18 protein-coding genes are annotated in these 14283 nt (G+C 67.8%); 5 read left to right on the forward strand and 13 right to left on the reverse strand.

Features of this window, described 5'->3' with window-relative positions:
- Positions 1–123: 123 nt before the first annotated feature.
- Positions 124–1383 (reverse strand): aspartate kinase, encoded by a 1260-nt coding sequence (locus tag ACZ1I5_RS19295; RefSeq protein WP_465170856.1) that lies wholly within the window; start codon positions 1381–1383, stop codon positions 124–126.
- 57 nt (positions 1384–1440) lie between these two features.
- Here ACZ1I5_RS19295 and ubiG point away from each other — a divergent pair, with 57 nt between their 5' ends.
- Positions 1441–2172 carry a bifunctional 2-polyprenyl-6-hydroxyphenol methylase/3-demethylubiquinol 3-O-methyltransferase UbiG gene (gene ubiG, locus ACZ1I5_RS19300; protein ID WP_465174002.1) on the forward strand — a complete coding sequence of 244 codons (732 nt, stop codon included), beginning with the start codon at positions 1441–1443 and terminating at the stop codon, positions 2170–2172.
- Between the two features lie 114 nt (positions 2173–2286).
- On the opposite strand, the gene ACZ1I5_RS19305 is transcribed toward ubiG, so the two are convergent.
- Positions 2287–3819, reverse strand: coding sequence for an ABC transporter permease/substrate-binding protein (locus ACZ1I5_RS19305; protein WP_465170857.1), 1533 nt, complete (start codon positions 3817–3819; stop codon positions 2287–2289).
- On the reverse strand, positions 3816–4592 hold the full coding sequence (locus ACZ1I5_RS19310; protein ID WP_465170858.1) for an ATP-binding cassette domain-containing protein: 777 nt from the start codon (positions 4590–4592) through the stop codon (positions 3816–3818). The genes ACZ1I5_RS19305 and ACZ1I5_RS19310 overlap by 4 nt, the downstream gene beginning before the upstream one ends.
- A gap of 57 nt (positions 4593–4649) precedes the next feature.
- Between ACZ1I5_RS19310 and ACZ1I5_RS19315 the strand changes: the two genes are divergently transcribed.
- Positions 4650–5453: an SDR family oxidoreductase gene (locus ACZ1I5_RS19315; protein ID WP_465170859.1), complete on the forward strand. Its 804-nt coding sequence runs from the start codon at positions 4650–4652 to the stop codon at positions 5451–5453.
- 242 nt (positions 5454–5695) lie between these two features.
- On the opposite strand, the gene ACZ1I5_RS19320 is transcribed toward ACZ1I5_RS19315, so the two are convergent.
- Positions 5696–5989: a 4a-hydroxytetrahydrobiopterin dehydratase gene (locus ACZ1I5_RS19320; protein ID WP_465170860.1), complete on the reverse strand. Its 294-nt coding sequence runs from the start codon at positions 5987–5989 to the stop codon at positions 5696–5698.
- A gap of 49 nt (positions 5990–6038) precedes the next feature.
- On the opposite strand from ACZ1I5_RS19320, the gene ACZ1I5_RS19325 reads away from it, so the two are divergent.
- From ACZ1I5_RS19325 to ACZ1I5_RS19335, 3 genes are read left to right on the forward strand one after another with little or no spacing between them, the layout of a single operon-like run.
- Complete coding sequence (locus ACZ1I5_RS19325; protein WP_465170861.1) at positions 6039–6452, forward strand: metallopeptidase family protein; 414 nt, start codon at positions 6039–6041, stop codon at positions 6450–6452.
- Positions 6449–7033 (forward strand): heme ABC exporter ATP-binding protein CcmA, encoded by a 585-nt coding sequence (gene ccmA, locus ACZ1I5_RS19330; RefSeq protein WP_465170862.1) that lies wholly within the window; start codon positions 6449–6451, stop codon positions 7031–7033. The genes ACZ1I5_RS19325 and ccmA overlap by 4 nt, the downstream gene beginning before the upstream one ends.
- Positions 7030–7674, forward strand: coding sequence for a heme exporter protein CcmB (locus tag ACZ1I5_RS19335; RefSeq protein WP_465170863.1), 645 nt, complete (start codon positions 7030–7032; stop codon positions 7672–7674). The genes ccmA and ACZ1I5_RS19335 overlap by 4 nt, the downstream gene beginning before the upstream one ends.
- 124 nt (positions 7675–7798) lie before the next feature.
- Here the strand turns inward: ACZ1I5_RS19335 and ACZ1I5_RS19340 are convergent, their stop codons facing one another.
- The 9 genes from ACZ1I5_RS19340 to ACZ1I5_RS19380 all read right to left on the reverse strand — a co-directional run bounded on the left by ACZ1I5_RS19340 (position 7799) and on the right by ACZ1I5_RS19380 (position 14280).
- On the reverse strand, positions 7799–8668 hold the full coding sequence (locus ACZ1I5_RS19340; RefSeq protein WP_465170864.1) for a class I SAM-dependent methyltransferase: 870 nt from the start codon (positions 8666–8668) through the stop codon (positions 7799–7801).
- Positions 8669–8813: 145 nt separating this feature from the next.
- Entirely contained in the window at positions 8814–10214 is a 1401-nt protein-coding gene (thrC, locus tag ACZ1I5_RS19345; protein ID WP_465170865.1) for a threonine synthase, read from the reverse strand.
- 42 nt (positions 10215–10256) lie between these two features.
- On the reverse strand, positions 10257–10817 hold the full coding sequence (locus ACZ1I5_RS19350) for an SURF1 family protein (protein ID WP_465174003.1): 561 nt from the start codon (positions 10815–10817) through the stop codon (positions 10257–10259).
- Between the two features lie 53 nt (positions 10818–10870).
- Complete coding sequence (locus ACZ1I5_RS19355) at positions 10871–11302, reverse strand: DUF983 domain-containing protein (protein WP_465170866.1); 432 nt, start codon at positions 11300–11302, stop codon at positions 10871–10873.
- The gene (locus tag ACZ1I5_RS19360; RefSeq protein WP_465170867.1) at positions 11244–11750 is read right to left on the reverse strand and encodes a DUF3291 domain-containing protein; all 507 of its coding nucleotides are present in this window, start codon (positions 11748–11750) and stop codon (positions 11244–11246) included. Before ACZ1I5_RS19360 ends, ACZ1I5_RS19355 begins: the two co-directional genes overlap by 59 nt.
- 7 nt (positions 11751–11757) lie before the next feature.
- Positions 11758–12672 (reverse strand): cytochrome c oxidase subunit 3, encoded by a 915-nt coding sequence (locus tag ACZ1I5_RS19365; protein ID WP_465170868.1) that lies wholly within the window; start codon positions 12670–12672, stop codon positions 11758–11760.
- A 35-nt stretch (positions 12673–12707) separates the two neighbouring features.
- Positions 12708–13244, reverse strand: a complete 537-nt coding sequence (locus tag ACZ1I5_RS19370; RefSeq protein ID WP_465170869.1) for a cytochrome c oxidase assembly protein — start codon at positions 13242–13244, stop codon at positions 12708–12710.
- On the reverse strand, positions 13241–13375 hold the full coding sequence (locus tag ACZ1I5_RS19375; protein ID WP_465170870.1) for a hypothetical protein: 135 nt from the start codon (positions 13373–13375) through the stop codon (positions 13241–13243). The genes ACZ1I5_RS19370 and ACZ1I5_RS19375 overlap by 4 nt, the downstream gene beginning before the upstream one ends.
- Positions 13375–14280, reverse strand: coding sequence for a heme o synthase (locus ACZ1I5_RS19380; RefSeq protein ID WP_465170871.1), 906 nt, complete (start codon positions 14278–14280; stop codon positions 13375–13377). Before ACZ1I5_RS19380 ends, ACZ1I5_RS19375 begins: the two co-directional genes overlap by 1 nt.
- Positions 14281–14283 lie beyond the last annotated feature (3 nt).

Below are 14283 nucleotides of genomic sequence, written 5' to 3' on the forward strand. Positions count from 1 at the left end.
AATCTCTCCCCTCCCACGGAGTGGGAGGGGTTGGGGGAGGGCGTGTCAGCATGTGCGATGGTATCGGTCATGTGGCGCACATGCCCTCCCCTAGCCCCTCCCGCAAGCGGGAGGGGGATTTAGTCAGGCCGCGTCCTCGGCATCCAGCCCGTAAGCCGTGTGCAGCACACGCACCGCCAGCTCGGTATAATCCTCTTCGATCAGCACCGAGACCTTGATCTCGGAGGTGGTGATCGCCTGGATGTTGATACCGCGCTCGCCCAAGGTCTTGAACATGGTCGCAGCGACGCCGGCATGGCTGCGCATGCCGACGCCGACCACCGAGATCTTGGCGACGCGGGTGTCGTGGACGAGGGTGGCATAGCCGATATCGCCCTGCGCATTGCCGAGCACTTCGAGGCTGCGCGGGAGATCGGCGCCGGGCACGGTGAAGGTCACGTCGGTCGAGCCGGTCGAATGCGCGACGTTCTGCACGATCATGTCGACATTGATGTTGGCGTCGGCCAGCGGCGTGAAGATCGAGGCGACCGCGCCGGGGCGATCCGGCACCGCGGTCAGGGTGATCTTCGCTTCGTTCTTGTCGTGCGCGATGCCCGTGATGAGCTGGCGTTCCATATCGTCGATCTCCTCTTCGCCCACGATCATCGTACCGGGCAATGTGTCCGCCATCGGTGCGTCCTCGCCCGTGAAGGACGAGAGCACCTGGACGCGGACCTGTTCCTTCATCGCAAGACCCACCGAGCGCGTCTGGAGCACCTTGGCCCCGACGCTGGCGAGCTCGAGCATTTCCTCATAGGTGACCCGCTTCAGCTTGCGCGCGCGCGGCACGATGCGGGGGTCGGTGGTGTAGACGCCGTCGACATCGGTATAGATGTCGCAGCGATCGGCCTTCATCGCCGCCGCCATCGCGACCGCCGAGGTATCCGAGCCGCCGCGGCCCAGCGTGGTGACGCGTTCGCCCGAGGCGACGCCCTGGAAGCCGGGGATGACCGCGACCTCGCCCTTGGCCAGCGAGACGTTGAGCGCGGTGGTGTCGATGTCGGCGATGCGCGCCGAGCCATGGCCGTCCGAGGTGCGGATCGGGAGCTGCCAGCCGAGCCAGCTGCGCGCGGGCACGCCGATCGCCTGCAATGCGACCGCGAGCAGGCCGCTGGTGATCTGTTCGCCGGCCGAGACGACCACGTCATATTCATGCGGATCGTAGAGCGACGAGGCCTCGCGGCAGAAATTGACCAGCCGGTCGGTCTCGCCCGCCATGGCCGAGACGACCACCGCGACCTGGTTGCCTGCCTCCACCTCGCGTTTGACGCGCGCGGCGACGCTCCGGATCCGCTCGATCCCGGCCATGGAGGTGCCGCCGAACTTCATCACGATACGGGCCATGGAGGTGCAGAATTCCTTGGGGTGAGCGGGGCGCCCTGATAGGAAGGCCGCATGGTGATGGCAAGCGACCCCGTAACGACGATCGATCCCGACGAAGCCGCGCATTTCGGCGCGATGGCGGCGGAGTGGTGGAACCCGAAGGGATCGTCGGCGATGCTCCACCGGCTGAACCCGGTGCGGCTGGGCTATTTGCGCGAGCGGATCGACCAGCATTGGGGGCTGGACGAGACGGGGTTCACGCCGCTGGCGGGCAAGACTGCGCTGGACGTCGGGTGCGGTGCGGGGCTGTTGTGCGAGCCGCTCGCGCGACTGGGCGCGGCGGTGACCGGGATCGACGCGGCGGCGGAGAATATCGCCGCGGCGCATGCTCATGCGCAGCTGTCGGGGCTGACGATCGATTACCGCACCGGCGGGATCGAGGGGCTGGGCGCGGCGCGCTTCGATCTGGTGACCAGCATGGAAGTGATCGAGCATGTCACCGATCCGGGCGCGTTCATCGCCGGACTGGCGGGGGCGCTGGCGGACGGGGGACTGATGGTCCTGTCGACACCCAACCGCACGGCATTGTCACGGCTGGCGCTGATCACGATCGGCGAGGGCACGGGGCAGATTCCCACGGGCACGCATGACTGGGGGAAGTTCCTGACGCCTGACGAGCTGGTGGCGCTGGTCGAAGCGGCGGGGCTGAAGCTGGTCGAGACGCGCGGGCTGAGTTTTTCGGTGGCGAAGGGGTTCGTCGTGTCGGACGATATGAAGCTGGATTATTTCGTGACGGCGGTTCGGGGCTGAGCTGTTCGAACCTTGCCCTTCCCCGGCGGAGGCCGGGGTCCAGTTGGGCGAACCTCTCGATCGACCATTAAAGCTTTCTCAACTGGGCCCCGGCCTCCGCCGGGGAAGAAAAAATTAGAGGCCCAGCTTCTTCTCCAGCCAGCGCGCCGCTTCTTCGGGCGAGGCCTTATCGTCGTCGCGGTCGACCATGTAATTCGCCTCACGCATCGCCTCTACGGGCACGTGCCCGATCAGCGGCGTCACGGCATCGACAAAGGCGCGGTCCCTTGCGCGTTTGGGTGAGACCAGCAGGATCGCGTCATAGCCCGGGATCGCGCCCTTCGGGTCGGTCAGCACGGCGAGCTTGTCCGCCGCGATGCGGCCGTCCGAGGAGAAGGCGGGGATGACGTCCGCCGTGCCGCTGGTCAGCGCGCGGAACATGAAGGTCGGCTGATAGGGATGCGCCTCCCTGAAGCGCAGGCCGTAGGCGCGTTTCACCGCGGCCCATTCGGGGCGTTCGAGGAATTCGATATCGGTGGCGAGGCGCAATTGCGGCGCGAGCGGTGCCAAATCGGTGATGCTGTGGATACCGCGCCGGGCGGCATCGTCGCCGCGCATGGCGAAGGCATAGCTGTTCTCGAACCCGAGCGACCCGAGCAGCCGGACGCCGTGATACCGTTGCGCCCAGTCGGCCACGCCCTTCACGATCGCAGCGCGCGGCGGCACGTCAGTGCGTTTCATGCCGTTGGTCCAGATCGTGCCGGAATAGTCGACATAGACATCGATATCGCCGCCGGCGACCGCCGAGAAAGCGACGACCGAGCCGAGCCCTTCGCGATACTCGACGCGGTAGCCCGCTTTCTCCAGCCGGTGGCCGATGACGCGGGCGAGGATATATTGCTCGGAGAAACCCTTGGCCCCGACCACGACAGTCTGCCCGCCCTTCGGCCAGAGCGGCGCGAGCGCCGCGAGCACGCCGACCGCGAGGATGGCGGTGGCGATCCATACCCGTAGCGGGCGGCGCGCGGCGATGCCGTGCTCGATCACGCCGAGCAAGGCGTCGACCGCCAGCGCCAGCGCCGCCGCGGTGAGGCAACCGGCAAGCACCAGCGCCCAGTTCTGCGTCTGGAGGCCGGCGAAGATCATGTCGCCGAGGCTCGGCTGGCCGACCGTGGTGGAGAGCGTCGCCGCGCCGATCGTCCAGACCGCGGCGGTGCGGATGCCGGCCATCAGTATCGGCGCGACCAACGGTGCCTCGACCAGGCGGAGTTTCTGCCAGGCCGTCATGCCGACGCCGTCCGCCGCCTCGATCACCGCCGGGTCGATGCCGTTGAGGCCGGTGACGCCGTTCCGCAGGATCGGGAGCAGCGCGTAGAGCGTCAGCGCGAGCAGCGAGGGCAGGAAGCCGAGCGCGGGGATGCCGCCGCCGACCAGCGTCGAGAGCGACAGCAGCAGCGGATAGAAGAGCGCGAGCAGCGCCAGCGACGGAATGGTCTGGACTAGGCTGGCGAAACCGAGCGCGACGCGGGCGACGGTCGGGTGGCGCGCCGACCAGATGGCGAGCGGCAGGCTGATGACCAGGCCGAGCGCGAGCGCCGACGCAGCGAGCAGCAGATGCGCGGCGAGCAGATCGGGCACGCGGGAGAGCGCTTCGAGAAAGGGGCTCATGCGCCACCCTCCAGCGCGTGGAGCCGGCGGGCCTGTTCGCGCGGGACGGCGACCAGGGCATCGGCCTCCGCCCCGCCCTCCCCCGCGAGCAACGCCCTGGGCGTCGCGTCGGCGACGATCCTTCCGGCGGCCATCACCAGCACGCGGTCAGCGAGCAGCAGCGCCTCCGCCATGTCGTGCGTGACCATGATGGTGGTGAGGCCGAGCCGGTCATGCAGCGCGCGGATCGCGGCGCCGAGCTGATCGCGGGTGACCGGATCGAGCGCGCCGAACGGCTCGTCCATCAGCATCAGGCCGGGCGCGGTGGCGAGCGCGCGGGCGACGCCGACGCGCTGGCGCTGCCCGCCGGAGAGCGCGTCGGGCATGCGCGTGCCGAAATCGCGCGGCAGATCGACCAGATCGAGCAGATCGGCGATGCGGCCGGCGCGATCCTTCTCGCCCGCGAGGCGCAGACCGATGCCGATATTCTCGGCGACACTCATATGCGGGAACAGGCCGATATTCTGGAAGACATAGCCGATCCGCCGGCGCAGCGCGCAGGGCTCGGCATTGGTCGCTTCCTCGCCGGCGATGGCGATCCGGCCGGCGCTCGGCTCGATCAGGCGGTTGACCATCTTGAGCAGGGTCGACTTGCCCGACCCCGACGCACCGACCAGCGCGACGAAGCTGCCGCCCGCGATCTCCAGCGAGACGCCGGCGAGCGCGATCGTGCCGCCATAGGATTTGGTGACGCCTTCAAAGGCGACCGAGGGACCGGGCGATTGTTCTGGCATCGGCGCAGTTTGTGCGGGAGGATGCCGCGAACGTCAAACGGCGACGGGAGGGGCAGCATGGCGGACGCGGCGCAGAAATCGATCTTCATCACGGGCGGCGGATCGGGCATCGGCCAGGCGACGGCGAAGCTGTTCGCGGCGCAGGGCTGGCGCGTCGGGCTGGCCGATGTCAATGCGAAGGGCCTTGCCGAGACCGCGGCGATGCTGCCCGCCGGCATGGCCGAGACCTATCAGATGGACGTGCGCGACCGCGATGCCTGGGTAGCGAGTCTCGACGCCTTCACCGCGCCCGCCGGCGGCACGCTCGACGTCTTGTTCAACAATGCCGGGATCGGGACGGGCGGACCGCTCGCCGAGATGAGCTTCGAGGATATCGACCGGACCGTCGCGATCAACCTGACCGGCGTGCTCAACGGGGCGCGGATCGGTTATGCCTATCTCGCGCGGACCCCGGGATCGTGCCTGCTCAACACCGCCTCCGCCTCGGCGATCTACGGCTCGTCCGGGCTGGTACCCTATTCGATGACCAAGTTCGGCGTGCGCGCGATGACCGAGGCGCTGGACGGCGAATGGCATGGCGCCGGCATCAAGGTGCGCGACCTGGTGCCGAGCTTCATCGAGACACCGCTGCTCAATTCGCCCGCGGGGGGATCGAACCGGTCGATCCGCGAAACGGTGACCGCGGCTGGGCTCGAGCTGACGCCGGTGAGCGCGGTCGCCCAGGCGGCGTGGGACGCCGTGCATGGCGACCGGCTGCATAGCTATGTGGGCAAGACCGCGCGGCGCATGGCGTTCGCGGCCCGCTGGGCACCCGGCGCGCTGCGCAAGATGATGCGGCGGGGGGTTACCGGAGGCCATTGAGATTTAACCCCTCCTCTTCGGGGCTCTCACCTATGCGCATCCCGCGCTTGTTTCGTAGAGAAAAGGAAGTTCGCGCGGAGACGCTGAGGCGCGGAGAGGATGAGACGCAATTGAGCGAGCCCGCGTGGTGAAGGGACTCTCTGCGCCTCAGCGCCTCTGCGCGAATCCCTTCTCGACCCTCTCGTCCAGCGCGCCACAGACCATGGGAGACTGGTCTGTTTGAGGGGGCGGGTCCTTACGAGTCAGCCCATCAGCAAATCGATCGCCTCGGCCATGTCGACATCGCGCTGGGAGAGGCCGCCCGCGTCATGGGTGGTCAGCAGGATCTCGACCCGGTTCCATATGTTCGACCATTCGGGATGGTGATCCGCCTTTTCCGCGAGCAGCGCGACGCGGGTCATGAAGGCGAAGGCCTCGCTGAAATCGGCGAAGGTGAAGGTGCGGGTGATCGCGTCGCGGGCTTCGTCGAAATCCCATTCGTCGAGCTCGTCCAGCGCGTCCGTGCGCTCTTCCTCGGTCAGTTGCTCGATCGGCACCATTTCCTCCTGCTGGCGCACTCCGCGCCTTGGCCTTAAGGCATAGCCCATGCCAGCATCCGTTCAACCGCGTAGCGCGCCCGATGCCGATGCGATCCGCGCGATCGCGCTGAAGGCGCTCAATGCGCTGCCTGCCGAATTCCGCGCGCATCTCGGCGATGTCGTGCTGATCGTCGAGGAGTTCGCCGATGAGGAAACGCTCGACGCGCTGGGCATCGAGCATCCGCTCGACCTGACCGGGCTGTATCACGGCCGGCCGGTGGGTGAGAAATCCTCGATGGAATCGGGGTCGCTGCCCGACCGCATCCATCTCTATCGCCGCGCGATCCTGGAGGAATGGATCGAGACCGGCGTCGGGCTGGACGAGCTGGTCGCGCATGTGATGATCCATGAAGTGGGGCATCATTTCGGCCTGTCCGACGACGATATGCATGCGCTGGAGGATATGGTGGGGGACGCGTGACGCTCGCGTTCCGCGAGGTGACCTGCGCGCGTGGTGGGCGGGTGCTGTTCGAGCGCCTGTCCTTCGCGATTCCGGCCGGCGGCGCGGCACTGGTGACCGGGCCGAACGGGGTCGGCAAATCCAGCCTGATCCGGGTCGCGGCGGGGTTGCTCAAACCGGCGGCGGGCGACGTCGAAGGACCGCCCGCGCGGGCATTGATGGCCGAGGCTGCGGCGCTCGACGGGGAGCGGCGACTGGGCAGCGCGCTGCGCTTCTGGGCGGCGCTGGACGACGATGACGGCGATCCGGGCGCGCGCGTCGCGGCTGCGCTGGAGGCGACCCGGCTGACCGCGCTGGCCGAGGTGCCGGTGCGGCTGCTCTCGACCGGACAGCGTCGCCGTGCCGCGCTGGCGCGGGTGGTGGCGAGCGGGGCACCGCTCTGGCTGCTCGACGAACCGGCCAATGGGCTGGACGATGCGAGCGTGCGGGTGCTGGAGACTCTGATCGCCGCGCATCGTGCGCGCGGCGGGACCGCGCTGGTCGCGACGCACCTGCCGATCGAGGTGCCGGGCGCGATGCCGATCGAACTGGGCGCCGCATGAAACCGTTCCTCACCCTGGTCGCGCGCGACCTCGCCCGGGCCTGGGCCGGGGGGAGCGTGACCTATACGCTCGCTTTCTTCCTGCTCGTCGCGATCCTGTTTCCCTTTGCGATCGGGCCCGATGTGGCGTTGCTCGCGCGGGTCGGCGGCGGGGTGATCTGGGCGGCCGCATTGCTGGCGGCGCTGATGCCGGTCGAGCGGCTGATCGGGCCGGATGCCGAGAGCGGGGTGCTCGATCAGTTCGCGGTGCGGGGGCTGAGCATGGCGAGCGTCGCGGCGGCGAAGATGGTGGGGCATTGGCTCGCCTTCGGGCCGCCCTTGATGCTGGCGGCGGTGATCGCGGCGGGGCTGCTGGACCTGTCGGGCGAGACCGTGTTGCAGGTGGAACTGGGGTTGCTGATCGGGACGCCGGGGCTGGCGGCTTTGGCGGTCGCGACATCGGCTTTGGTATCGGGATTAAGAGGGGCCGGGGCGGTCGCGGGGCTGGTGATGCTGCCGCTGGCGGTGCCGTTGCTGATCTTCGGGGCCGGATCGATCGATGGGGGGATGGGGGCGGTGAAGCTGCTCGCGGCGGTGAGTTTGATGCTGGTGGCCGGGGCGCCGTTCGTGGCGGGGGCAGCAATGCGGGCGGGGATGGAGTGAGATTACTTCGGGCAGGAAGCGTCTTTCCCCCGTTCGTTTCGAGCGAAGTCGAGAAACCTGCTCCTGGTGCCTGTTTCTCGACTTCGCTCGAAACGAACGGGAAGTTGGGATCGTCCCGAGGAATTTATCGCGACCACCGCGCCCAGATCGCCGTTGGTAGCAGCAGCCCGCGCGCTTCTTCGCGTACCGCCAGTTCTCCGGCTTCCACCCTGCCGCCGAGATCGCCCAGCGCCTGATTGAGCAGCTCGCCGATCGCCAGCGCCGACATGCGCACCGCATAGACGGTAAGGAACAGGAAGCGCGATTCGCCGTCGAGGAGCTTGCGGCAATCGGCGATCAGGCCGGGCAGGCCTTCCTCCAGCTTCCACACTTCGCCCTCCGGCCCGCGGCCGAATTTGGGGGGATCGAGCAGGATGCCGTCATAGCGCCGGCCGCGACGGACTTCGCGGGCGACGAACTTGGTCGCGTCGTCGGTCATCCAGCGGATCGGCTTGTCGGCCATGCCGGAGAGCACCGCATTGGCGCGGGCCGCCTCGACCGATTTCTTCGAGGCGTCGACATGGACCATCTTCGCGCCCTTGGCGGCCATGGCGAGCGTACCGACGCCGGTATAGCCGAACAGGTTGAGGCATTCGGGCGCTTCCATCCCGGCGACCTGCTCGCGCATCCAGCTCCATACCGGCGCCATGTCCGGGAAGAAGCCGAGATGGCGGAACGGCGTGGTCTGCGCCTGGAAGCTGACCTGATCCCATTTGAGCGGCCAGCCATCGCGGGGGACCGGTTCGGCGAATTCCCAGCGGCCGCCGCCTTCCTCGTCCGATCCGGGCACGAACTCCGCCTGGGCGCGCCAGTCGTCGCGCGCCGGGGCCCAGAGCGCCTGGCCCTCGGGGCGGATGAACCGGAAGCGGCCATAGCGTTCGAGCTTGCGGCCATGGCCGGAGTCGATCAGCCCATAGTCAGCCCAGGGCTCGCCGATGAGTGTTACTAGGTTCACACCCCTTCTCCGTTCGTTTCGAGCCCTTCGACTGCCCGCGTAGGCAGGCGCTCAGGACAGGCTTCGGCCCTTCGGGCCGAAGTCGAGAAACCTGCGCCTGGTACCTGTTTCTCGACTTCGCTCGAAACGAACGGGGAGAACATCATCACGCCTTCGCCACCGCCCGTTCGGCGATATAGCCGGTGACCGCGTCGAAGGTGCCGGGCAGGGTCGCGTAGCGCTCCTGCCGGTCGAACAGGTCGCCGATACGGGCCGGGAGCGACGGGCGCACGCCAGTCGCGCGCTCGACCGGTTCGCGGAACTTGGCCGGGTGCGCGGTCGCCAGGGTGACCACCGGTATGTCGGCGGCAAGATCGGCGCGGCGCGCGGCGGCGAGGCCGATCGCGGTGTGCGGATCGATCACCTGGCCGGAGCCGTCACAGGCCCAGCGCATCGCCAGCGCCATGTCGTCGAGATCGATGCGGTCGCTGACGAACAGGCCGGCGGCGCCTTCGCGCTGGGCGTTGGTCAGGCGCATCGCCTTGCTTGCCTCGAAACCGCGCATCTGTTCGCGAGTCGCGTTGCCGTCGCGGCCGCCGAGATCGAACAACAGCCGTTCGAAATTGCTCGAGACCTGGATGTCCATCGACGGGCTGGGCGTCGGCACCACCGTGCCTTGCGAATAATCGCCGTGCGCGAGCGCGCGGTGGAGGATGTCGTTGACGTTGGTCGCGACGACCAGCTTCGCCACCGGCAGGCCCATCCTCGCCGCGACATAGCCGGCGAAGACGTCGCCGAAATTGCCGGTCGGGACCGAGAAGGCGACGGGACGGTCGGGCGCGCCGAGGCGGACGGCGGCGTAGAAATAATAGACCACCTGCGCCATCAGCCGGGCCCAGTTGATCGAATTGACCGCCGAGAGCTGGAATTTCCCGGAAAAGCCGGGATCGTTGAACATCGCCTTCACCAGCGCCTGGGCGTCGTCGAAGCTGCCGTCGATCGCGATATTGTGGATGTTGGGGGCAAGCACCGTGGTCATCTGGCGGCGCTGCACGTCCGACACCCGGCCGTTCGGGTGAAGCATGAACACGTCGACGCCGGTGCGACCGGCCAGCGCGTCGATCGCGGCCGAGCCGGTATCGCCCGAGGTCGCGCCGACGATCGTGACATGCTTGTCGGAGCCAGCCAGGAACCGCTCGAACAACAGGCCGAGCAGCTGCAGCGCGACATCCTTGAAGGCGAGGGTCGGGCCATGAAACAGCTCGAGCAGCCAGTGCCGGTGGTCGAGCTGGACGAGCGGCGTGACGGCGTTGTGCGAGAACCGGCCATAGGCCTGGACGCACAGATCACGCAGCTCCTCGCGGGAAAGCGTGCCCTCGACAAAGGGTGCCATCACCGCGACGGCGGTGTCGACATAGGACAGGCCGCGCAGCCCGGCGATCTCGTCGGCGCTCAGGGTGGGCCAGGTCTCGGGCACGTAAAGGCCGCCATCGCTGGCGAGGCCGGCGAGCGTGACCTGTTCGAAGTCCAGGACGGGAGCCGCCCCACGGGTGCTGATATAGCGCATGGCCGTTGCGCCTAACCGCGGCGCGGCAAAGTCACAAGCGGATCAAACTTTCAGGCGGCGACGCAGCGCTATCCCGTAGATCACCCCGGCGACGAGCGCGAACAGGAACCATTGCACGGCATAAGCGAGATGGTTGTTGGGGACCGAGGCAAGATCGGGCTGCGGATTGGCGTCGAGCCCGGCCACCGGCGGATCGGCGACCAGCATCAGGGTCTTGGGCTGGCGCGAGAACCAGGTGGCGATCATCGGCCGGTGATCGGGCGCATGGCTGATATAGCCGGTCACTTCGCCGCCGCCCCAAGCCGGCTTGGCGTCGGGCGCCTTGGCCACGCCCATCAGCACGGTGAGGCCGGGGCCCTCGGCGCCGGTGCGGCACTGGGCGATCTGGCGCCAGCCGGTCCGGCCCGCGGCGTTGCGACCGCCCTCGACCTTGAAGCTGACCGCCTGGAGGCAGAAGGCGCTGGCGCGGCGGAACAGCAGGGTATCGTCGACCGGAATACGCGGAAAGGCGATCGGCGGCAGCGCGCGATTGGCGGCAAGGCGCACGAGCAGCGCTTCCTTCTGCCCCTTGCGCTCCAGCTGCCACACGCCAAGCGCGATCATCGCCGCGATGGCGAGGCCGACCAGGATGGTCGCGACGATGGGGAAGCGCGGCTTCACGAGTCGGAGATCCGGCCTTCGTGCGCCGAGTTGCGATATTCGAAGGCGAGCAGCGCGCCCTTGGCGATACGCAGCGATCCCGTCACGGCGACCGCCGCCAGCGGGATGAGGATCAGCGCCAGCAGCCAGAGCGGCGGCTCGACCGTCAGCTGCAGGGTCACCGCCACGCCGACGAGCAGCCCGCCAACGATCAGGGTGAGGAAGGCGGCCGGCCCGTCGCCGACATTGAACCGGGTGAGATCGAGTCCGCAAACGGTGCAGCGATCCGCGAATTTCGTCATGCCGGCAAACAAGGTCCGGCTGCCGCACTGGGGACACAGGCCCTTGATCGCCACGTCAGCGGGCGCGGGGCGCGGCGAGGAGACGGGCTCAGGCGTGACCGATGCACCATGGATCGGGCCGCATGTCGACGGGCAGGCCCGGCGCATCGGGCGCGGGATGGCGCAGCTTGAAGGTAAAGGCCCGCTCGCTCGGGCCGAAGCGGTCGAGCAGCCAGAGCCGGGCGAAGGCTTCGTCGACAGTGGGGGTCGAGCCCGCGGGAATCCACCACAGCGCCTGATAGGCCCCGTCGAACCGGCCGAACCAGGCCCTGCGCTGCGCCATCACCGGCGTGTGGGCGCTGCGATAGACATAGTCGAACAGCGATTCGGCATCCGCCCAGACCGACATGTTGACGATCAGCCTGGGATCGGGGGTCGGCTGAAGATCGGTGGCGCTGTTGCCCTCGCCCTTCAGCCGCCAGACGAATCCCGCGCTCGCCTCGGCCAGCGCGTTGATCCGGTCGAGTTGCTCGAAGAAGCCGGCGACCTGCGGATCATCGGCCGGCGCGACGAGCCGGCCGATATTGACCTGGGCAAGATGCCAGCGCGACGTCACGCCGGCCTTAGCCGCCGTGGACCGGTGCGCCCCAGCCGCCCCAGACATAGATCGAGACGAACAGGAACAGCCACACCACGTCGACGAAATGCCAGTACCAGGCGGCGGCTTCGAAGCCGAAATGCTGGCGCGGGGTGAAGTCGCCCTTATAGGCGCGGATCAGGCAGACGATCAGGAAGATCGTGCCGATGATGACGTGGAAGCCGTGAAAGCCGGTCGCCATGAAGAAGGACGCGCCATAGTTGATCCCCTGGAAGGGGAAGGGCGCCTCGGCATATTCATAGGCCTGGATCGACGAGAAGAGCAGGCCGAGTATGATCGTCAGCCACAGGCCCTTGAGCACGCCGTCGCGGTTGCCCACGCCGAGCAGGCCCCACAGGCCAGTCTTTTCGCCGCCACGCTGATTGTGGATCAGCGCGTGGTGCGCCCAGGTGACCGTCGTGCCCGAGGTGAGCAGGATGATCGTGTTGAGCAGCGGGAACTTGAAGGCGTCGATCACCTCGAGGCCCTTGGGCGGCCAGGTGCCGCGCGCGGCATCGGCGATCAGGCTGACGGTGCCGTCGGCGAGCTGCACCGGCGCCGGGAACAGCGAGAAATCGAAGAACGCCCAGAACCAGCCGACGAAGAACATCACTTCCGAGGCGATGAACAGGATCATGCCGTAGCGCAGGTGGAGCTGCACCACCGGCGTATGATCGCCGGCATGCGCTTCCTTGATCACATTGCCCCACCAGGAGAACATGGTGAGCAGCACCGCCGCGACGCCGATGAAGAAGACGACACCGCCGCCGATGCCGAACACGGCCGCGGAGTGCATCCACATGATGCCGCCGATCGCCATGGTGAGCGCCGAGAAGGCGCCGACGAACGGCCAGATATCGGGTGGCAGGATATGGTAGTCGTGGTTCTTGGCGCCGGCCATTCTTCGGTCCCCGTTATTAGGCTGTCGACAACGCTCTAGCTTGCGGCTTTCGCGGAATCCACAGGGTAAAAAGTGTAGCTGAGGGTGATATTCTTCACGTCGGCCGCGTCCGGATCGGCGAGGATCTTCGGGTCGACGAAGAAGATGACCGGCATGCGCGCGGTCTCACCCGGCTTCAGCGTCTGCTGGGTGAAGCAGAAGCACTGGATCTTGGTGAAATATTTGCCTGCCTGGGCCGGCGTGACGTTGAACGTCGCGGTGCCGGTGACGGGCTTGTCGCTCTTGTTGGTCGCGGTGAAGAACGCCATGTCGCGCGCGCCGATGGCGATCGTCTCCGACGGCACTTCGGGCTTGAAGGTCCAGGGCAGCTTGGGCGACACGTTCGTGTCGAAATCGATGCGCACCTGCGCGTCGCCGACCGCGCCCGGCGCGACCAGCCCGCGCTGCGTGGTGCCGTTGAGCCCCGTCGCCTCGCAGAACATGCGGTACAGCGGCACGCTGGCATAGCCGAGCCCGGTCATGCAGCAGACGCCGATGCCGGCGAGGATCGCGGTGCGCAGCGTACGGGTCAATGCGCGACCCCCGCCTTGATCTTCACGATGCTGATGGCGAACACCAGGATGACGAAGGCGCCGAGCAACAGGGCCATGACGACCGCGCGCGAACGCTGGCGGGCGCGGATCTGATCGTCGTCATTCTGCATCAGCCGACCCATCTGTCGACGACCAGCGCGCCGAAAAGAATGAAAAGATAGAGGATCGACCAGGCGAACAGCCGCTTTTCCGGCTTCATCGCATCGCCCGTGCCGGTGGTGCGCAGGCTGACCTGCAGCGCCAGCGCGGCGAAGACCAGGGTGGTCACGACGGCGACGCCGCCATAGATCGCCCCGGTCAGGCCGAGCGCCCAGGGCGCGATCGCCACCGCCGCCATCGGGATGGTGTAGAGCCCGATCTGCAGCCGGGTGGTGCGCTCGCCCGCCACGACGGGCATCATCGGCACGCCCGCAGCGGCGTAATCGGACTTCATGAACAGCGCGAGCGCCCAGAAATGCGGCGGGGTCCAGAGGAAGACGAGGGTGAACAGCAGCACCGGCAGGGTCGCGACGTCACCGGTCGCGGCGGCCCAACCGATCAGCGGTGGAAAGGCGCCCGCGGCGCCGCCGATGACGATATTCTGCGGCGTCCGGCGTTTCAGCCAGACGGTATAGACCAGGACGTAGAACAGGATCGATACGGTCAGGATCGCGGCGGCGATCAGGTTCACCGCCAACCCCATCAGGATCACCGAAAAGGCCGCCAGCCCAACGCCGAAATGCAGCGCCGATTGCCGGTCCATGCGGCCGGCGGGAAGCGGCCGCCTGGCGGTGCGCTTCATCACCGCGTCGATATCGGCCTCATACCATTGATTGAGCGCGCCCGCCGCACCCGCGCCGAGCGCGATGCACAGGATCGCGGTGAACCCGAGCACCGGATCGATCCCGACCGGCGCCGCCAGCATCCCGCACAGGCCGGTGAAGACGACGAGCGTCATCACCCGCGGCTTTGTGAGCGCGAGGAAATCGCGCCAGTCGGCGGGAAGCAGGAGTGGCTGTGCGGTCGTCGTGTTCATCGT

The sequence above is a fragment of the Sphingomonas sp. BL-S-30 genome, assembly GCF_055521475.1.